At 66.4% G+C, this 19,314-nt stretch carries 19 protein-coding genes and 1 pseudogene; 10 read left to right on the forward strand and 10 right to left on the reverse strand.

Going from position 1 to position 19,314, the window contains the following annotated elements; translation table 11 throughout:
* The first annotated feature begins 75 nt into the window (after positions 1-75).
* Both EJO69_RS01390 and EJO69_RS01395 read left to right on the forward strand, forming a co-directional pair.
* Positions 76-1,182 carry an alkaline phosphatase family protein gene (locus EJO69_RS01390; RefSeq protein WP_164519817.1) on the forward strand — a complete coding sequence of 369 codons (1,107 nt, stop codon included), beginning with the start codon at positions 76-78 and terminating at the stop codon, positions 1,180-1,182.
* Positions 1,179-1,820 (forward strand): thymidine kinase, encoded by a 642-nt coding sequence (locus tag EJO69_RS01395; RefSeq protein ID WP_126038233.1) that lies wholly within the window; start codon positions 1,179-1,181, stop codon positions 1,818-1,820. The genes EJO69_RS01390 and EJO69_RS01395 overlap by 4 nt, the downstream gene beginning before the upstream one ends.
* A 126-nt stretch (positions 1,821-1,946) precedes the next feature.
* Here EJO69_RS01395 and sepH read toward each other — a convergent pair whose 3' ends face one another.
* Positions 1,947-3,035: a septation protein SepH gene (gene sepH / locus EJO69_RS01400; protein WP_126038237.1), complete on the reverse strand. Its 1,089-nt coding sequence runs from the start codon at positions 3,033-3,035 to the stop codon at positions 1,947-1,949.
* Between the two features lie 174 nt (positions 3,036-3,209).
* Here sepH and EJO69_RS01405 point away from each other — a divergent pair, with 174 nt between their 5' ends.
* Positions 3,210-3,509 carry a DUF4193 domain-containing protein gene (locus EJO69_RS01405; protein ID WP_126038240.1) on the forward strand — a complete coding sequence of 100 codons (300 nt, stop codon included), beginning with the start codon at positions 3,210-3,212 and terminating at the stop codon, positions 3,507-3,509.
* Here the strand turns inward: EJO69_RS01405 and EJO69_RS12230 are convergent.
* Positions 3,484-3,951, reverse strand: a complete 468-nt coding sequence (locus EJO69_RS12230) for a DUF3093 domain-containing protein (RefSeq protein ID WP_164519819.1) — start codon at positions 3,949-3,951, stop codon at positions 3,484-3,486. The two genes, EJO69_RS01405 and EJO69_RS12230, sit on opposite strands and share 26 nt — an antisense overlap.
* 85 nt (positions 3,952-4,036) lie before the next feature.
* On the opposite strand from EJO69_RS12230, the gene EJO69_RS01415 reads away from it, so the two are divergent.
* From EJO69_RS01415 to EJO69_RS01425, 3 genes are read left to right on the forward strand one after another with little or no spacing between them, the layout of a single operon-like run.
* Positions 4,037-4,711 (forward strand): DUF3710 domain-containing protein, encoded by a 675-nt coding sequence (locus EJO69_RS01415; protein ID WP_164519820.1) that lies wholly within the window; start codon positions 4,037-4,039, stop codon positions 4,709-4,711.
* The gene (locus tag EJO69_RS01420) at positions 4,708-4,968 is read left to right on the forward strand and encodes a single stranded DNA-binding domain-containing protein (protein ID WP_126038248.1); all 261 of its coding nucleotides are present in this window, start codon (positions 4,708-4,710) and stop codon (positions 4,966-4,968) included. The genes EJO69_RS01415 and EJO69_RS01420 overlap by 4 nt, the downstream gene beginning before the upstream one ends.
* Complete coding sequence (locus EJO69_RS01425) at positions 4,946-5,674, forward strand: DUF3159 domain-containing protein (RefSeq protein WP_126038251.1); 729 nt, start codon at positions 4,946-4,948, stop codon at positions 5,672-5,674. The genes EJO69_RS01420 and EJO69_RS01425 overlap by 23 nt, the downstream gene beginning before the upstream one ends.
* A 44-nt stretch (positions 5,675-5,718) precedes the next feature.
* On the opposite strand, the gene EJO69_RS01430 is transcribed toward EJO69_RS01425, so the two are convergent.
* Together EJO69_RS01430 and EJO69_RS01435 are read right to left on the reverse strand one after the other, a co-directional pair.
* Positions 5,719-6,405 carry a potassium channel family protein gene (locus tag EJO69_RS01430; RefSeq protein ID WP_126038254.1) on the reverse strand — a complete coding sequence of 229 codons (687 nt, stop codon included), beginning with the start codon at positions 6,403-6,405 and terminating at the stop codon, positions 5,719-5,721.
* Entirely contained in the window at positions 6,402-7,070 is a 669-nt protein-coding gene (locus tag EJO69_RS01435; protein WP_126038257.1) for a potassium channel family protein, read from the reverse strand. The genes EJO69_RS01430 and EJO69_RS01435 overlap by 4 nt, the downstream gene beginning before the upstream one ends.
* A gap of 49 nt (positions 7,071-7,119) precedes the next feature.
* Here EJO69_RS01435 and EJO69_RS01440 point away from each other — a divergent pair, with 49 nt between their 5' ends.
* The 3 genes from EJO69_RS01440 (at position 7,120) to acnA (ending at position 12,989) form a co-directional block, all read left to right on the forward strand.
* Positions 7,120-8,901, forward strand: a complete 1,782-nt coding sequence (locus EJO69_RS01440) for an APC family permease (RefSeq protein WP_126038260.1) — start codon at positions 7,120-7,122, stop codon at positions 8,899-8,901.
* Complete coding sequence (locus EJO69_RS01445; RefSeq protein ID WP_126038263.1) at positions 8,898-10,055, forward strand: class I SAM-dependent RNA methyltransferase; 1,158 nt, start codon at positions 8,898-8,900, stop codon at positions 10,053-10,055. Before EJO69_RS01440 ends, EJO69_RS01445 begins: the two co-directional genes overlap by 4 nt.
* A 132-nt stretch (positions 10,056-10,187) precedes the next feature.
* Positions 10,188-12,989, forward strand: a complete 2,802-nt coding sequence (gene acnA, locus EJO69_RS01450) for an aconitate hydratase AcnA (protein ID WP_126038266.1) — start codon at positions 10,188-10,190, stop codon at positions 12,987-12,989.
* A gap of 224 nt (positions 12,990-13,213) precedes the next feature.
* On the opposite strand, the gene EJO69_RS01455 is transcribed toward acnA, so the two are convergent.
* The 4 genes and pseudogenes from EJO69_RS01455 to EJO69_RS01470 form a co-directional block, all read right to left on the reverse strand.
* On the reverse strand, positions 13,214-13,717 hold the full coding sequence (locus EJO69_RS01455) for an abortive infection family protein (RefSeq protein ID WP_164519821.1): 504 nt from the start codon (positions 13,715-13,717) through the stop codon (positions 13,214-13,216).
* Positions 13,718-14,009: 292 nt separating this feature from the next.
* Positions 14,010-14,351 carry a hypothetical protein gene (locus EJO69_RS01460; RefSeq protein WP_126042257.1) on the reverse strand — a complete coding sequence of 114 codons (342 nt, stop codon included), beginning with the start codon at positions 14,349-14,351 and terminating at the stop codon, positions 14,010-14,012.
* Positions 14,352-14,353: 2 nt separating this feature from the next.
* On the reverse strand, positions 14,354-14,827 hold the full coding sequence (locus EJO69_RS01465; RefSeq protein WP_126038272.1) for a prevent-host-death protein: 474 nt from the start codon (positions 14,825-14,827) through the stop codon (positions 14,354-14,356).
* A gap of 191 nt (positions 14,828-15,018) precedes the next feature.
* A pseudogene (locus tag EJO69_RS01470) lies at positions 15,019-16,014 on the reverse strand (IS481 family transposase).
* A gap of 432 nt (positions 16,015-16,446) precedes the next feature.
* On the opposite strand from EJO69_RS01470, the gene abc-f reads away from it, so the two are divergent.
* A complete protein-coding gene (gene abc-f, locus EJO69_RS01475; RefSeq protein ID WP_126038275.1) occupies positions 16,447-18,060 on the forward strand; it encodes a ribosomal protection-like ABC-F family protein in 1,614 nt (537 codons plus the stop codon).
* On the opposite strand, the gene EJO69_RS01480 is transcribed toward abc-f, so the two are convergent.
* Entirely contained in the window at positions 18,033-18,947 is a 915-nt protein-coding gene (locus EJO69_RS01480) for an SURF1 family protein (protein ID WP_126038278.1), read from the reverse strand. The genes abc-f and EJO69_RS01480 overlap by 28 nt on opposite strands.
* Entirely contained in the window at positions 18,947-19,261 is a 315-nt protein-coding gene (locus EJO69_RS01485; protein ID WP_126038281.1) for a DUF3099 domain-containing protein, read from the reverse strand. The genes EJO69_RS01480 and EJO69_RS01485 overlap by 1 nt, the downstream gene beginning before the upstream one ends.
* Positions 19,262-19,314: the final 53 nt, after the last annotated feature.

Consider the following 19,314-nt stretch of genomic DNA (forward strand, 5'->3'; position numbering starts at 1 on the left):
TCTCCCACGACCAGCGAGGTGAACCCTACATGCGGCGCGCGAGAGTGGACACGATCACCCGGTAGGATTGCCGTCATGACCTCGACACTGACGGACGTCCTCGCCGGTGCTGTCGGCGCACTCGGCTGTGAGCTCGAGGGGCTCGATACGCACGGCTCGACGAGGCGCCTCGGCCTGCCGGATGCGCGGCGCTTCATCGTCGTCCTCGTCGACGGTCTCGGCCACCATAACCTTGCCTCCCGCTCGGGGCACGCACCCTTCCTCCGTCGTCGCATGGCTGACCGGCCCGACCCGATCACGACTGTCTCACCATCGACCACGGCCGCGGCGGTGACGGGCCTCGGCACGGCGCTGCCTCCGGGGCAGACTGCGATGGCAGGCTATTCGCTGCGCGACCCCAGCACAGGAGAACCCTTCAACCTCATCTCCTGGAACACCGACCTGCGCGCGGAGGACTGGCAGCGCCGGGACACGATCGGAGAGCGGCTCGAGCGCGTCGGCCGGGAGCTCGCCGTTGTCCAACCCGCCAAGTTCCTCGGCACGGGACTGACGAATGCCGCCTGGCGCGGTGGCCTGCCCATCGTCGGCGAGAGCCTCGCCGATCGGGTCGACGCCGCGATCGCTGCGCTTGAGCGCACCGATTCCGTCTACCTCTATTGGGGCGAGCTCGACCATGTCGGCCACGGCCGCGGGTGGCAGTCGGAGGCCTGGACGGGCGAGCTGGAGATGCTCGATGCCGAACTGTCCCGCCTTGCACGACTCGCCCCTCCCGACACCCTCATCATCGTCACCGCCGACCACGGCATGATCGACGTCGAGGAGCGGATCGACGTCGCCCACGTTGCGCAGCTGTCCGAGGGCGTCGATCTCATCGCGGGAGAGGAGCGCGCCGCCCAGATCTACACCCGCGATCCGGAGGGGCTTGCGGCGCGCTGGCGCGATCACCTCGGCGACCGGGCCCGTGTCATGACGAAGGCCGAATGGATATCATCGGGACTTCTCGGGGACGTGACAGACCAGACCGCGTCCGCGATCGGCGACGTCGTCGCCTTCGCGAACGGCCGACTCGGCATCGGCGATTCGCGGTTCATGAGCGCGGGAGCGCTCAGCATCACGGGCCTCCATGGCTCGCTGACAGAGGAGGAGATGCTGGTGCCCTGCCTGATCGAGGTGACATCGTGAGCGAGCTTGTGTTCTTCTCGGGGACGATGGACTGCGGCAAGTCGACGCTGGCCCTCCAACTCGCCTACAACCGGCGAGCCCGTGGCCTCGAGGGGCTCATCTTCTCCCGCAACGACCGAGCGGGCGAGGGGAGGCTCTCGTCCCGCCTCGGGCTCGATGTGGCCGCCATCGAGGTTGAGCCCGATACGGATATCTGGAGGCTCATCACCGATCGTCGCATGGCCGGCGAGAAGGTCGACTTCATCGTCTGCGATGAGGTCCAGTTCTATTCCATCGACCAGGTCGAGCAGCTCGCCCGAATCGTCGACGAGATCGGCACCGACGTGTTCGGGTTTGGCATCACCACCGACTTCCGAGCCCGGCTCTTCCCGGGGTCGGCGAGGATGATGGAGCTGGCCGACAGGGTCGAGCGTCTCCAGGTCGAAGCGCTCTGCTGGTGTGGGGCGCGGGCGACCCACAATGCTCGGACGGTCAACGGCATCATGGTGACCGAGGGGGAGCAGATCGTCGTCGGCGACACCGGGACGGACGATCTGGTCGGCTACGAAGTGCTCTGCCGTAAGCACCACATGAAGTCGATGACGGCGAAATCCGCCGAGGCCACACCCTACTCGGAGGACACACTGCCGCTCAGATGAGCGGGCGTCGCCCGATCATGAGATCGAGGCCGCGGCACTCACCGATATCGCTGCGGCAGACGCGCGCACCTCACGAGCCGGTCAATCCCGGCGACCGAATCTCAGTCGCACCTCCAGCCCGACGCGTCACTCCTTCGGGTGACCGAAGACAATCTCATCCCAGGACGGCATGGCGGGCCGATCGCCGGGACGCCGCCGGCGTCTCTTGTCTTTGGCAGGCTCAGCGATCAGAGCGTCATCGTTCTCGCCTGAGTCCGGCTCACTGCTCGTGTCATCTGCGCCGGTGAGCCGAGGGCGCTGCTCCTTCGTCTCAGCCTCGTCAGGGGCATCATCGGGCGAGGGCACCTCGGGGCGGGGCGCCAGCTCGTCGGCGGCCGTCTCCTCGCGGGACGAGCGGTCGGGGCGCGGCGGCAGGGACAGCACGGTCGCGTCCGTGGCCTCGTCGGGTCGCGATGCGGGGGGATGAGCGGCGGGCGGATAACTCTCATCGTCGTCGAGCACCATCGGCTGCTTGGTTCCCCGGCGGGCCGAGAGCGTGTCGAGCATCGAGACGATCTCGGAGTCCTTCTCGTCCTCCTGGGGCTCCTCGGCGGCGCGTGCTGTCGAGGCAAGCGGCCGCCAGGGCGAATCCTTGACCGGGATCTCCGTCTCAGAGAGCCACCTCGCCTCATCATTGATCGCTGTCAGTGAGCTCGTGTCCTGGTTGATCGTCCAGCTCGCAGTGGTCTCCCGCCCCGCGACCGTGTACGTGGCCGTGAGGGTCCATGGCCGACCGACCTGCCTCACCGCCGTCCATGCAATGTCCTCGGGGTTGACATCGCGCGACCTGAGCCGGGACGTGACGAGCTCGTCGACCGTGAGGGAGCCGATCTCGTGGCCGATGCGAAACGAGCGTGCCTGGTTCGCCGTGTATTCGCGCTCGGCGAGGATCGGATGTTCGTAGGGCGAGAGCTGCGAGGCCGGCATCGTCGTCATGTCGGACAGCTCCTCGAGCGAGCGGCCTGCCCGGAAGTGGGCCTGGATGTCCTTCGGCGACATGGGCCGAGGCTCCTCAGTCGGGCTCGGGACGCGGTCGCGCCGAAGGGCGGCGCGAAGCTCGTCGGTGATCGGCAGAGAATACCGATTGCCCTCTGAGTCATTCAGCGTCATGTGGCTTCCATCGGGCTGTATCCCGAGGAACTCGAGCTCGAGCATGTGAGTCCTCCTTGATGACATCTCCTCCAAGGGTGCCAGCTGGGGGGTGTAAAAGCCGACATCAGCCCCGGAGTGTTCACCATTGTATCGGGGCGGCTTGACGGGCGGCGGCGGAGAGTTGCATAATGCGCTGGATCGTGGCGACAGCACCTGCGCCGCGACACGTCTGGCGGCCTCTTTTTATGGAAGTAGATAATGGCGACTGATTATGATGCACCTCGCAAGCGCGATGAAGATATCGAGGAGGATTCCCTCGAGGGTCTGAAGACGAGGCGGTCTGATCACCAGTCCGGTTCGGTCGACGTCGATGAGGCCGAAGCCGCGGATTCCTATGAGCTTCCCGGCGCCGACCTGTCGAACGTCGAGCTCACGGTGTCAGTCCTGCCCGCTCAGGCGGACGAGTTCACGTGCTCCGAATGCTTCCTCGTGCACCACCGCTCCCAGCTCGCCTACGAGAAGGACGGCATGCTCATCTGCTCGGAGTGCGCCTCGTAAGCGAGTCGACCAGGCGGTCGGGATTCCGACTGCAGATCACCCAGGCCGCTATGGGATCCGTCTCATCGATATTCTCGACGATGACTCCTGACTTCACCCACGGGGAGAAGCAGACGAAGTCGCGCGTCGACGAGTCGATCCCGATCCTGTCGTGGAGCTCGGACGGCGAGAGCGTTCTCGCCGATCCGAGATGGGCGAGATCGATATGCGCGCGTCCGCACTGGAGCTCAACGCCCGTCGGTCCGTCACCCGCATGCGTCACCCTCACGACGGGAGACAGCGCCCAGAGCGCGAGCGGGATGCCGATCCCCAGGACGACGATGGCGGCCAGGGTCGCGGGCAGCGAGAAGGCGAGTCCGAGCAGTCCGAGAGTGGCGCCGAATGCGCCGGCGCCGAGGAGAACCGTGGCCTTCGGCGTGAGCCGTTCTGAATAGTCCGTCACGAGCCCAGCATCCCACCTTCGCGGCGCTCCAACAAACGATTCCCTTGGTAGGGTTGTATCGATCATCTTCGAAAGGCACGACACAGTGGCACTATTCTCGCGCAGGAGAAAGACCGATGCGGTCGATGAGGCGCAGGATTCCGTCGAGCGACCCGAGCCGGCGACCGACGGACCGTTCGACATTGCGGACGCGGAGAGCGTCGAGGGGATGCTCGATCTCGGGGTGCTCCACCTGCCGCGCGAGAGCGGAGTCCGTGTCCAGTTCACCATCAACAGGGCGACGCGGAGCGCAATCGGCGCGCTCGTCCAGATGGTCGGCTCCTCTGTCACGCTCACGGTGCTCGCGGCACCGAAGTCCGACACGCTGTGGCCGGACATGCGCGATGAGCTGGTCGAGTCGATCACGAGCGGCGGGGGCACCGCGAGCTTCCGTGAGGGCCCATTCGGACCGGAGGTCGAGGCCCTCATTCCGAAGCCCGAGGTCAACGAGACCCGTCACGTGCGCCTCGTCGGTGTCGATGGGCCGCGCTGGATGCTGCGGGCAGAGATCGTCGGCCAGGCTGTGATGGATTCCGAGGCGCGCGAGGCCGTGTATGACTACCTGAGGAGAGTCGTCGTCGACCGCGGCAGCGACCCCCATCCGGTCCGCGACGTCATCGAGCTCACGATGCCCGAATCCGCTCAGATTCGGGTGGATGAGAAGCTCGGCAGGCCCGTCGTCCGCAGGCCCAATGGGCCGGAGCTGCCCGAGCTGCGGTGACAAGGGGAGAGGCCGAGTTCACCGGCCGCATCCACTCACTCACCCTCCCGGGGGCGGGGGCTCATCCCACTCTGCGAGTTCAGGTCGAGAACGAGAACGGCGGCGTCGAGCTCGTCTTCGTCGGCTACCGGTCTCTTCCCGGCTTCCAGATCGGGCGCACGATCACCGCACGGGGCCGCATGGCACCGGGCGCCCGCATGTACAACCCGTCCTATTGGCTGAAGGCAGAGACCCATGAGCGACCAGCAGTCCGATGATAGGCGGCTCGAAGAGCTTGCCGAGAAGAAGGGTCTCGGCGCCGTCGTTGCGGACGACTTCTCCGTGTGGCAGGCGGTCGGGGGAGTCCGCGGACTCACCGAGACAGTGCTGCCCTCCATCCTCTTCGTCATCGTCTTCACGGCGACCGGCGAGACCGTCGCGGCCGTCGCCGCGGCAGTGGGCGTCGTCGCACTCTCCCTCGTCGTCCGGATCATCCAGCGGATCGACCTGAGTCCCGCTCTCGGCGGGGCGCTCGGGGTTGCGATCTCCGCACTGTGGGCGTGGCGCAGTGGCGATGCGGCGAACTATTTCGCTATCGGGCTGTGGACCAACGGCGCCTATCTCACCGTCCTGCTTGCCTCGATCCTCGCCCGCTGGCCCCTCATCGGCGTCGCAGTCGCCCTGCTCAGGGGAGAGAACCAGTCCTGGCGGACGGATCCGGCTCAGCAGACGAGGCGCCGACGCTACTATGCGGCGACCTGGCTGTGGGTCGGCCTCTTCGGAGCCCGCCTCGCCGTCCAGCTGCCGCTCTACCTCGCAGAGGACCAGGTGGGCGCTCTCGGCGTCGCCCGCGTCATCATGGGCCCGTTCCTTTTCGCCCTCGTCGCCTGGTTCACGTGGATGCTGTGCCGCGAGCCGTCGACTCAGATCGTCATCGGTCACCACTCCGATGCCGAGGACAGCCCGGAGCCCGAGGAGCGCTGAGCGTCGCCCACAGGTCAGCCTTTCGCCGGCTGTGGGTGACGTGCTCAGGCGTCGCGGTCGAGTGAGCCAGCGCCCATGAGCTCGCTGATGAGGTCCAGGTCCCGCTCCGCCTCGTCGGACAGGATGATGAGTACCTGATCGCCTGTCTCGAGTGTGAGGTCGCGCTCTGCGTTGAGCGGTATGCCGTCGCGGACGATGGCGGTGAGCACCGCTCCCGGCGGAAGGACGATCTCGCCGACAGTCATACCGACGACTGGCGCGGTCTCGGGCAGATGGGTCTGGAACATCGACGCGCCGGAGCGGTGGAATCTGGTCATGCGGACGAGGTCGCCCTCAGAGAGTGCCTCCTGGACGAGTGAGGTCATGATCCTCGGGGTCGAGACTGGAACGTCGACGCCCCAGTTCTCGTCGAAGAGCCATTCATTGCGGGGGTTGTTGACGCGGGCGATGACGCGGGGAACCCCGTAGACGAGCTTCGACAGCATCGAGGTGACGAGGTTCGACTTATCGTCGCCGGTGGCGGCCACGACGATGTCGCAGTCATCGATTCCGGCCTCGAGCAGCGCATTCGGATCGCACGCATCCGCCAGCTGCCACTCAACGTTGGGGACAGTGGCCACCCGCATCGCGGTCGGCTCCTTGTCGACGAGTGTGACGTCGTGGCTCATGCCCGACAGCTCGCGCGCGATCGACCGGCCGACCGAGCCGGCTCCTGCGATGAGGACCTTCATTCGCTCTGCTCCTTCGGACCCTCGGCGAGTACGGACTCGATGCGGTTGATGCTGTCGGGGGATGCAACGACCCGGACCTGATCGCCCTTCTGGATGACGGTGGTGTCGCGGGGGATCACGCCCTCTCCACCACGTACGAGGAACGCGACGCGGAGCGGCAGATGGTCTTCGAGTTCGGCGACCGAGCGACCGAGCCAGGGCAGACCCACCTGGACGGAGTAGACGCTGAGATTGGCGGCCGAGCTGCGCATCTCGACCTGCGCGGGAAGGGGGATGAGGCGGCGGAGCACCTGGTCGGTCGTCCACGAGACAGTCGGAACCGTGGGCACGCCGAAGCGCTCGTAGATCGCCGCTCGCGGGGGATCGTAGATGCGGGCGACGACGTTGGAGACACCGAAGGTCTCGCGGACAACCCGGGCTGCGATGATGTTCGAGTTGTCGCCGGACGAGACCGCCGCGAAGCCCGCGGCCTGCTCGATCCCAGCCTGCTCGAGGGCCTCCCGATCGAAGCCGACGCCGGTGACCTGCTGTCCGTCGAACGTGTCGGGCAGGCGAGAGAACGCGGCGGGATTCTGATCGATGATGGCAACGGAATGGCCGCGATCAGACAGTTCTGCGGCGAGCGAGGCACCGACTCGCCCGCACCCCATAATGACGTAGTGCACGGTAAGTCACGCTACCCGAAACGGCGACGTGGCGTAGCCTGAATCCATCATGACCGCGACCAGTCGAAGCCTGAGGCTCGCAGGCGCAGCAGGCCTCGCGCTGCTCGTCCTCCTCCACACCCCGCAGACCATCATCCAGGCGGGGGGTGGGGCGCGCCTCGACAGCCAATACGGCATGTCACTCGCCATTGGGGCGGCGGTGCTCGTCGCCGTGGGCCTCGGTTATCGGCTTCTGTCGCACCTCGTGCCGCGCACGGCCGACCATCAGCTCGTTGCCCGCTACATCTCCGAGCCCTTCTCGGCTGTCGCGGCCGCCGCCAAGCTCATCTCCTATGTCATCATCGTCGCCATCGCAGCCGGATTCGCCGTCAGCTCGCTCACGCCGCTCGTCGGCCCCTCGAGCGAGATCCTGCCGCTCATCCAGGCCGGCGCCGTCCTGCTCCTCGCTGTACCGACAATGCTCGGGCGCCACCCCGGCGCCCGGCTCATCATCGCCGCCCTCGTGCCGGCGGCGCTCGCCGTCGGCATCATCATCATCGGCGGGCTCGTCATCGAGTTGGCCGGCGGCCTGACGACGCCGCCGGAGACGACGGTGGCCGAACGGACCCCCGGAATTCCTTGGCCGCTGGGGGAGGCCGTGCTCGGCGCACTGTTCCCGGCGGCCGTCCTCGGGCTGGCGACAGAACGGTCGTTCGGCGAGCCGGGCGGCCGTAGGATCGCAACCCGTCGGCTCCTCACCGCGATCATCCCCGTCATCGCCGGCATTGCGGGCATCCTCTACCTCAGCCACGTCACCGCTCTTCCGCCGGCGACGAGGTCGCCCTCGGTCCTCGCGCTCGCCGAGGTGTTCTTCCCCCAGCTCGCGGTCGTCATCATCGGCCTGACCTTCAGCCTGGCGGGAATCGCGGTGGCTCTGGCCGCCTTCACGCAGGTATCCCAGCTCATGAGGCAGCTGGCGGCGGATGGCATCCTGCCGCGACACATTGCGGCGGCGGATGCGTATGGGTCACGCCGCGTCGTCGTCGCCGTCATCGCCATCGCCGCCGCCGGGGCCGTCTACCTCGCGAGCTCCCCGCTCGGCGGCTCGACCATGGTGGTGACGATCATGGCGGTGTCGATGGTGCTGACCATGGCGGCGCTCGTCGCCCGCGCGCGACGGATCCGGCAGCAGTCGACCGCCCTCGCTGAGCGCAGGGATGCGGCACGGTCGCGGACGGCGGGTCTCATCCTCGGGGCCGTGGGGGCCGCGATCCTCGCCCTGTCGGTCGCGGTCCAGCCCCACTTCACACTCGTCGGAGCCGGCGCCCTTGCCATCCCCTCGATCGCCCTTCTCGTGCTGCGCCGAGGCATGGGACGGATCGGGGCGACCCTGGCCGCGCACGACCTGTCGGTCGGGCGGTCGCTCCCCACCCGGGTCCACGCCATCGTTCTCGTCGAGCGCCTCGACCGACCAACCCTCCAAGCCATCACCTTCGTCCGCGCCACCCGCCCGTCGACCATGGCGGGACTCGTGGTCGACGTCGACCCGGTGGCGACCGACAAGCTGACGAGTGACTGGATGGCGGCCGACCTGCCGGTCGAGTTGACGATCCTCGGCACCCCTCGCGGGGCGGCCCGCCGGCCCGTCATCGAGCACGTCCGAAGCCTGCGACGGTCCTCCCCGCGCGATATCGTCGTCATCTACGCTCCACGGGTGGTGTCGTCGTCTGCCATCTGGCAGCGATTCTTCGTCAGCCACTCGACCCCGGCACTTCTGTCGGAGCTCAAACTCGAACCCGGCGTCATCGTCGCCGAGGTCCCCTACCAGATCGAGGACATCGAAGAACTGTGAGACTTCAAGCAGGAGGCCCCGTACACGGCGGCTACACAATCGCACGAGTCGACGGCCGGGTGATCCTCGTCGAGGGCGCCGCGCCGGGTGAGACCGTCGAGGTTGAGATCGACGAATCCGAGAAGCTGTGGAAGGGGATCGTCACCGAGGTCATCGAACCCTCACCCGACCGCGTTCCACACGTGTGGGACACGGCGGGTGGTGCCGAGCTCGGCTACCTCCGGCGCTCAGCGCAGCTCGCGTGGAAGACCGCCGTTCTTGAGGACGCGATCGGTCATCTCGGCGGCCCCCTCCAGGGCCACCTCAAGGACGCCGGCCTCAATGTCCGCGTGAGGGAGGTCGGGCCGGGGCTCGGCACGCGCACCCGCCTCGACGTCGATGTCGACGAGGAGGGCCGTCTCGCGATGCATGCGCGGGGGAGCGATGCTCTTGTCGCCATCGATCACATGCCGCTCGCGGCTCCCGCCATCAACGACATCCTTGGATCCCAGGATGACTGGGCCGGCACGTGGCGGCCGGGCGACCGGGTGCGGCTCGTCGCCCCCACCGGGCAGGGTCCCGTCGTCTCCGTCGGCAAGGACGTCTACAAGGCGCCCGGCCGGAAGATCGGTGCCCGCGTCGTCGAGCGTGCGGCCGGCTACTCGTGGGAGGTGACCGCAACCGGGTTCTGGCAGACGCATGAGAAGGCACCCGTCACCCTGCTCGACGCCGTCCTCAAGGGTGTGCGCCTGCGCAAGAGCGACCGCGTCGCCGAGTTCTACGGCGGGTCGGGGCTTTTCACGCTCCCGCTCACCGACCAGGCCCGGGCCGTCCGCATGTGGGAGGGCACGGCCGCCTCGGTGCGGGATGCGGAGCGCAATGCTCCCAAGGCCGAGATCACGCGAGCGTCGATTACGCCGAGCCTGCTCGCCAGCGGCTCGGAGGGGGCCGATGTCGTCATCGCCGACCCGTCGCGGGCCGGGCTCGGGATCAAGGGGGCGACGGCGCTCGCCCAATCGAATGCGCAGGCGATCGCCCTCGTCTCGTGCGACCCGGCGGCGATGGCGCGGGACGTGCGCGCCATGATCGAGAATGGGCGCTCTGTCATGTCGCTCGCAGCATTCGATCTCTTCCCGCACACGATCCATATGGAAGTCGTGACCATCCTCAGCTGATATCGACACTCTCCCTCGACCATCCACATAGAATGTCTGTGGGCGCGGCCGGTTGAACGAGTTGCGCCGGTACGATATCTTGAAATCGAGATATTCGCGGTCCTCGGGCCGAAGTGAATTGAGGAGTGAAACGTGAGCGTCGACAGCTTCCAAGCGAAATCAACCCTGACTGTCGGGGATACGGCCTACGAGATCTATCGCCTGGACGCGGTTCCGGGCATGGAGAAGCTGCCGTTCAGCCTGAAGGTTCTGGGCGAGAACCTGTTGCGCACCGAGGACGGCGCGAACGTGACGAAGGAGCACATCGAGGCGATCGCCTCGTGGGATCCCGAGGCTGATCCGGACAAGGAGATCCAGTTCACGCCGGCACGTGTCGTCATGCAGGACTTCACGGGCGTGCCCTGCGTCGTCGACCTCGCCACCATGCGCGAGGCCGTCGTCGAGCTCGGCGGCAACCCCGAGTCGATCAATCCTCTCAACCCGGCCGAACTCGTCATCGACCACTCGGTGCAGATCGATGCCTACGGCACGAACCAGGCGCTGGAGATCAACATCGAGCGCGAGTACGAGCGCAACGGCGAGCGCTACCAGTTCCTCCGCTGGGGCCAGGGCGCCTTCGAGAACTTCAAGGTCGTCCCCCCGGGTACCGGAATCGTCCACCAGGTCAACATCGAGTACCTGGCGCGGGTGACGATGACCGCGGAGGACAACGGCGCACTCGTCGCCTACCCCGACACCTGCGTCGGCACCGACTCCCACACGACGATGGTCAACGGCCTCGGCGTCCTCGGCTGGGGCGTGGGCGGCATCGAGGCAGAGGCGGCCATGCTCGGCCAGCCGATCTCGATGCTCATTCCCCGCGTCGTCGGCTTCAAGCTCAAGGGCGAGATCCCCGCGGGTACGACGGCCACCGACGTCGTCCTCACGATCACCGAGATGCTCCGCGAGCACGGCGTGGTCGGCAAGTTCGTCGAGTTCTACGGCGAGGGCGTCGCCGAGGTCCCGCTCGCGAACCGCGCGACCATCGGCAACATGTCGCCCGAGTTCGGGTGCACGGCCGCGATCTTCCCCATCGACGATGTCACGCTCGATTACATGCGGCTGACCAGCCGTTCGGAGGACCAGATCGCCCTGACGAAGGCCTACTCGATGGAGCAGGGCCTCTGGCACGATCCGGCCGCCGAGCCGCGCTACTCGGAGTACCTCGAGCTCGACCTGTCGACGGTCGTCCCGTCGATCGCCGGCCCGAAGCGCCCGCAGGACCGCGTCCCCCTCACCGAATCGAAGGCCTCCTTCGCGGGCACACTGCCCGACTACATCTCCGGCAAGGGCCTCCAGCCGACCGAGCTCGATCGCGCTGTGGAGATGACGATGGATGCCTCGGATCCCGTCGCCGTCAACAGCCTCGATGACTCGGCCGCCAGCGCACCCGCCGACCCGGATCAGGCCTCGGATCGCCCCCATCGTCGGGTGCCGATCACGATGCCGGACGGCACGGAGACCGAGCTCGACCACGGCGATGTCGTCATCGCCTCGATCACCTCGTGCACGAATACGTCGAACCCGTCCGTCATGCTCGCGGCGGCCCTCCTCGCGAAGAAGGCGGCCGATCTCGGGCTCACGTCGAAGCCCTGGGTGAAGACGTCGATGGCGCCCGGCTCGAAGGTCGTGACCGACTACTACGAGAAGGCGGGCCTGTGGCCCTCGCTCGAGGCGCTGGGCTTCAACCTCGTCGGCTACGGCTGCACGACCTGCATCGGCAACTCCGGTCCGCTGCCCGAGGACATCTCCCGCGTCGTCAACGAGGAGGATCTCACGGTTGTCTCCGTCCTCTCCGGCAACCGCAACTTCGAAGGCCGGATCAACCCGGACGTCAAGATGAACTACCTGGCGTCCCCGCCGCTCGTCATCGCCTACGCCCTCGCGGGCACGATGGACTTCGACTTCGACTCGGATCCCCTTGGCCAGGACCAGCTCGGCAAGGACGTGTTCCTCGCCGACATCTGGCCGTCCCAGCACGAGGTCGACGAGGTCATCGAGGCGACCGTCGATTCGGACATGTTCCGGGACAACTACGCCTCCGTCTTCGATGGCGACGAGCGCTGGAAGGCGCTGACGACGCCCGAGGGCAACACCTTCGAGTGGGATGATGACTCGACCTACGTCCGCAAGGCCCCGTTCTTCGACGGCATGACGGCCGACCCGCAGCCGGTCGAGGACATCACCGGCGCCCGGGTACTCGCCAAGCTCGGCGATTCGGTCACGACCGACCACATCTCCCCGGCTGGTGCGATCAAGGCGGATTCCCCGGCCGGTCGCTACCTGACCGAGCACGGGATCGCCCGCAGGGATTTCAACTCCTACGGATCGCGCCGCGGTAACCACGAGGTCATGATCCGCGGCACCTTCGCGAACATCCGTCTGCGCAACCAGCTGCTCGACAATGTCGAGGGCGGGTTCACGAAGAACCTGCTGACCGGTGAGCAGGAGTCGATCTACGACGCGTCGATTGCCTACCAGGAGGCCGGCATTCCCCTCGTCGTCCTCGGCGGCAAGGAATACGGCTCGGGATCCTCGCGCGACTGGGCCGCGAAGGGCACCGCGCTGCTCGGCGTCAAGGCCGTCATCACCGAGTCATTCGAGCGCATCCACCGCTCTAACCTCATCGGTATGGGCGTGCTCCCGCTCGAGTACCCGGCCGGCGAGACGGCGGAGTCGCTCGGTCTGGACGGCTCGGAGACCTTTTCGATCTCGGGGATCACGGCACTCAACGAGGGCACCACCCCGAAGACCGTCACGGTCACCGCGACAAAGGACAGCGGCGAGGAGACCGTCTTCGATGCGAACGTCCGCATCGACACACCCGGTGAGGCCGACTACTTCCGCCACGGCGGCATCCTCCAGTACGTGCTGCGTCAAATTGCGGATAAGTGAGCTGATCCACTCGGATAAGAGACGGTCCGGTCGCTGACGAAGTATCGCCGACGGTCGCCCTAGAGTCTCGTACAAGCGCCCCGTCAGGTTTCGGCCTGGCGGGGCGCTTGTGTTGTGTCGTTCCGTGATTCGTCATGTGCTGCGGAACCCTCAGGGGTTCACCTCGTGGCAGCGGACGAACTCAGGTTGATGGCGAGTTCGATGGCGGTCCACGCGGTCCGCGATCAGGACTTCGAGTGACGCCAGGGTGCGTCCAAATCGGCCAGCGTCTCCAGCATGAGCTGGCACCAGACCTGAGCCGCCCCGACGACCAGGCGGGCGTGTCGCGGACGCACCCACCTCGGCACCTCTTCGGCTCCGTGGTCGATGCCGACGCTGTTCCTGATCTCGGTAACGCTTTGAGTTAGGGTGACCAACGACTGCAGGGCCTGGCGAAGCGCCCGATCCTCGTCGCTGACAGACTTGGCTGCGAGGCCGAGAGACTCTTGGGCGGCGTTGACCAGGGCAGGTACCTTCGCCGAGCGGGTGTAGCTCCGCTCACGGGCAGTGAGTACGCACTTAGCAGTCGACTCGATCAGAGCCTTGGCGGTGCTGACAGCGAGCCGAGGATCTGTGTCGACACTGTCGGCGAGCCTGTGCAGGTGATCCTGAATGGATTGCGGATCAGGAAGAGCATTGAGCGCGACCGCGGTCAGTTGTGCACCGGCTACGAGCCGGCCAATGCGCACGGTGCCGGTGGATTCGTCGACAGCTGGTTGCGGTGTCCTGGAGAATCTTCTGCAACACGTCGCTGAACACGGCAGTCAGCCGTTGTGTATCCGCAGAGTCGTCCAGATCGAGCGTCACGAGGTAGCGACGCATCCGCTCACGCCGAATGCTCTCGTCGTTCTCGCGCGGCTGCGGTGGGCCGAGCGCGACGCCCCGATCGTCGAACAATGTGTCGATCTGGCGCACCGGCGCATCGGTCAGCTCGTCCGAGAGCAACCGCATGACCCGAGGAGTGAAGGGCCCCATGCCTGGCTACTTTGTCTCGTTGGGGTGTGAGGTGTGGACCTGTTCCAGGTAGACGGTGCTGCCATCGACATAGAACCACACCCGAGCTGTGCCCTTGAGCGTGGGCTTGTGCTGCCAGCGCTGGAAGGTGCGGCCGCTCCGGGTGATCGAGCCAAGGGATCCCTCGAGCTGGTAGTTGGTCGGGGTGGTCGTCAGCGGCGTGCGGGTCAAAAAGTCCCAAGTGTCGCTCATCGGATTCCTGATCGTCGCCACGAGGTCGCGCCAGCCCTTTTCGGACTGCTTCGAGGCGTACTTCAACACGTACTCCGACCGCTTCGCTGGGCGCGGGACTAGCGTCTCCTTGGGCATGATCAAGGGCGCTCGACGAGCGCACCGCCGACCATATCGTCATCTTCCTCGAGCCACTCGACCGGCTGGGATCCCAGCCCTGCGGCGATTGCCGTGGCCGTCTCGCGCCAGCTGGTGAGCTTGGCGACCACCATGTGAGGCTGATGCGTTGAGAACGATGCCCGCGCGGCGTCGATGAGGTCCCGAGCGCACCTCTCTCGGTCCTCAGTGCTCAGCGCGTATATCCATGGGTACAAGCTGGCCATGCGCTCGGTCAGGGGGCCGTCTTCGAGGGACACCGTGATGAGCGAAGCGGCGATCTGCAGGAGTTCTGCCCGGGCATCGGCTTCGCGCTGTGACATGAGCACCAGGGACTCGCCATCGCGGCGGGTCACCGTGACAGGGTGGTCCTCTGCCTCCGCGAACACCTCGGCCGAGTGCTTGCTCAGGTCCGAGGAACGCCGGGTGGCCACGGGGAGGTCATATGAGAGTGTCATGGCTCTAAGCGTATTCGGAACACGTTCGGAAGTCTAGTGGTAGGACGCGTTTCGGTGGAAACGTGTCTCTACATCGCGTTAACAGAGGACGTCACCAGGATGCTCTGGGCCGCTCGAAGCACTGTGCTTCGGCATTGGTTAATGCCCAAGCTGTGAGTCTATCGCCCGAGAAATCTCAAGAGCTTGCCCCTCTAGCTGTGATGTCCAGGCAGGTTGTTCAGTCTGCTGATGGGCGTGGCCCTGATTGCGGAGTGGTGCCTGTGGTGATTATAGAAGTGCAGCCATCCGGGAAGCGCGTCCCGCCGCTCGGTCTCTGAGGTGTAGAACCGGGCGTAGGCCCACCCATCGGCAAGGGTGCGATGGAAGCGTTCGATCTTCCCGTTCGTCTGCGGCCGATAGGGCCGGGTCCGCTTAGGCACGATCGCCAGGTCTCGACACGCGTCGCGCCAGGCGTGTGATCGGTAGGCGGAACCGTTATCGGAGAGCACTCTCTCGACGGTGACGCCCCGCTCGGCGAACCACGCCACCGCGCGAGTGAGTACCCCGATCGCGGTCGCAGCTTTCTCGTCTTCGCAGATCTCGATGTAGGCCACACGAGAGTGGTCGTCAATGACGGTGTGTAGGTATCCCACCCCGAGCCGGGGCTGATATCGCTTGGTGCGAGTGCCCTCGCGATCGGATGTCGCCGCTCGATTGATCAGTCCCTGCTGTCTGCCGACGAACCGGTGTCCACCCCCGTCAGGGATGCGACCGAACTTGGTCACATCGACATGGATCAAGGATCCCGGATGAGGATGCTCGTAGCGTCGGATCGGTTCGCCCGTGACCCGATCAATGCGCGAGAGCCGGTTCAGACCCGCGCGCACCAACACGGCGTGAACGGTGGAGGTGGGCATGCCGAGCTCGGAGGCGATCTGGGCTGGACCGTGTCGGCCCCGCCAGCGCAGCCCGATGATCCGTTTGACCACTGGCAGCGGAGTGCGGGTGGGCATGGAGTGGGGACGACTTGACCGGTCGGTCATCCCGGCCGCGCCCTCATCACGGTAGCGAGCCGCCCATTTACGGGCCGTGACGGGGGAGACCATAAACATCTTCGCGGCAACGGTGACAGGTCATTGATCCTCGATGATGAGTTTCGCAAGCCTTAAACGTGCGCGAGGGGTCAGGGCTGCATTAGCGTGGGACATACGGAGGGCCTTCCTCGGAGTGCTGGTTTCGCAACTCCCACTCAATCGCGGAAGGCCCTCTCTTCACGTCACAAGTCAGCGCGTGTCATCGCACTGCCTCAACCAACCTGTCCGGTCAGTACATCTAGCTCCGATCGGATCGCACCTTCTCCTCCAAAATGAGCACACTGTGGTGGCACGCTGTGCTGAGCTCTACGTCCTCCGTTCACTCCCGAAGGCCAACGCCTGATCGAAACGCGGACAAGGTGGTGGGGACCGGTTGCGGTCCCCGCCACCTTTTCTCTGGGGCTGTTCTGGATGCTGCGCCTGCCGCCGATCCATCATCGACGGACGGGAACGACCCAGCCGTGCGCGCCGCGCTGCCTGCTCACGAGTTCTCGGAGAGGGCAACCTCATGTGTGTGTCGGGCCGGGGCCCAGTTAGACTGTCTCGGTGATCAACGGCCAGAACGTCTCCATGCGCATCGGAACCCGCGAACTGCTCCGAGACGCGAACTTCCGCATCGACAGGGGTATGCGCATCGGCCTTGTCGGCCGCAACGGTGCGGGCAAGACCACCTTGACTCGTCTCTTGGCGGGCGAGGGGGTCACGTCCGACGTCATCGAGCACTCCGGCCAGATCACCCGCTCCGGCGAGATCGGGTATCTGCCCCAGGACCCCCGCACCGGCGACCTCACGGTGCTCGCCCGCGACCGCGTCCTCTCGGCGCGCGGCATCGACGACACGATTCGCAGGATCCGCAAGGCCGAGATCGAGATGGGCACGTCGACCGGGGCGAAGCAGCAGAAGGCGATGGAGCGCTACGTGCGGCTCGACGCGGAGTTCACCGCGGCCGGTGGCTGGGCAGTGAACTCCCAGGCCGCCACGATCATGGATGCGCTCGGCCTGCCCTCACGCGTCATCGAGCAGCCGCTCGAGACCCTCTCCGGTGGTCAGCGGCGCCGCGTCGAGCTCGCCCGCATTCTCTTCTCCCAGGCGGACACGCTCCTGCTCGACGAGCCGACCAACCACCTCGACCATGACTCGATCGTGTGGCTCCGCGACTACCTGCGCTCCTACTCGGGAGGCTTCGTCGTCATCTCCCACTCGGTCGACCTGCTCGAGGACACGGTCAACACCGTGTGGAGCCTCGACGCGAATCGGGCCACCCTCGACGTGTATTCAATGGGGTGGAAGAACTACCTCAAGCAGCGCGAGACGGACGAGAAGCGCCGGAAGCGCGAGCGCGCGAACGCCGAGAAGAAGGCCTCGACACTCATGGCCCAGGCGGACAAGATGAGGGCGAAGGCGACGAAGGCGGTCGCGGCTCAGAACATGGCCCGCCGCGCCAACCGCATGCTCGAGGGGCTCGAGGATGTGCGAGCGGCGGATCGCGTCGCGAACCTGCGCTTCCCCGATCCGGCACCCTGCGGCAAGACCCCGCTGACGGGTCACGACCTGTCCAAGATCTACGGCTCGCTCGAGGTGTTCACCGCGGTCGACCTCGCGATCGACCGTGGCTCCAAGGTCGTCATCCTCGGACTCAACGGCGCCGGCAAGACGACCCTGCTGCGGATCCTCGGCGGGATCGAGCAGCCCGACACCGGTGTCGTCCACCCCGGTCACGGACTCAAGATCGGGTACTACGCCCAGGAGCACGAGACCATCAACACCGAGTGGACGGTGTACGAGAATATGCGGCGGGCGGCGCCCGACCTCGATGACACGAACGTGAGAAATGTCCTCGGCTCGTTCCTGTTCTCGGGCGACGACGCCAACAAGCCGGCGGGTGTCCTCTCCGGCGGTGAGAAGACTCGACTGGCGCTGGCGACTCTCGTCGTCTCAGCCGCGAACGTCCTCCTGCTCGATGAGCCGACGAACAACCTCGACCCGGCCTCCCGTGAGGAGATCCTGCGGGCGCTGCGCACGTATGAGGGCGCTGTCGTCCTCGTCAGCCACGACGAGGGCGCCGTCGAGGCGCTCAACCCCGAGCGGGTGCTTCTCCTGCCCGACGGGGATGAGGACCTGTGGTCCGATGATTACCTGGAGCTGATCGCGCTCGCCTGATCGAGGATCTCATCCTCGACGTCCTCGTCGGTCGGCCCGGACCTGCGCGGCTTCTCCCGCTTCTTCAAGCCCAGATCGCGCTTCTCCTCGTCCGTGAGGTCGAGGTCCCTGAGGTCGACTCCATCGACTACCCAGGCGTTGTCCTCGATCTCCCGGCGGGCGAGGATCGGGACGACGGCGAGGGCCGCGACCGCGAAGAATCGCCATTCCCACGCGTAGGCAAGGTGGCTGCCGAGCGACGTCGATGGCTTCGGGTACGGCCGCGGCGCGCCCTCGACCCCGCTGCCGGGCTGGTCCTCGACCATGATGAAGCGGCCGTCGACAACCTCGGGCAGTCCTGCGGTCACGGACTCCGGTATGCCGGCAAGGACCTGATTCGTGTTGAGCGTGTAGATGTAGCCCTCCGGCGGATCCCGATCGAACGCATCCTCCGGGGGCCGCATGCGGGCCTCCATGGTGATCGACCCCTCCGGGGGCTCGGGCACGTACCCCTCGGTCGCTCCGTCACCCTCGGCCTGGCTCTGGTAGACCCAGCCGCGGTCGACGATGACGGTGCGGGGCTCGCCCGCCCGCTCGGTCGTGAAGAGGGCGATGACGTGGACGGCCGGCATGCTGTTGACGGATCGCCCGCGCAGGAGCACCTGCGACCCGTCCACGAATTCACCGGTCATCTCCGTCAGCTGCCATTCATCCTCTGGCCCCGAGATCTCATCGAGACTCACCGCAGGGTTGTCCCACGTGCGGGTGAGCTGCTCCGCCGCAGCGACCTTCTCTTCGTAGCGGGCGTACTGCCATTCGCCGAGCATGACGCTTCCGATGGAGGCGATGATCATGAGGATGGTGAGGCCGATCCAGCGCGGCTGGGCAAGAAACGCGTACTTCTTCATCAGCGGAGGAACTCACCTTCACCGAGGAGCGGCGACCGGTGAAGCTCGATCGCACCGCGCTCCTCGACGACAATCGGGGCGGGCCCCTTCTCGCGGCCGGCGTTGGCGACGAGCACCGCGACTGCGGGGATGACGACGGCGAGGATGGCGAGCGCGATCTTGATCGGCCACGACGGGACGATGATGACGAGAATGAAGCAGACCGTGCGGACGATCATCGAGAAGAGATAGCGCCTGCTGCGGCCCCTGATGTCCTCGTCGAGGGCACGCCGCACCGATGTCACCGAGATGATCTTCGCCGCCCTCTTCCGCATGGAACAAGATTACGCCACCGTGTCCGAAGCGCCAGATCCACCCGCCGGGGATC

The organism is Flaviflexus salsibiostraticola (assembly GCF_003952265.1).
Lineage (GTDB): Bacteria > Actinomycetota > Actinomycetes > Actinomycetales > Actinomycetaceae > Flaviflexus > Flaviflexus salsibiostraticola.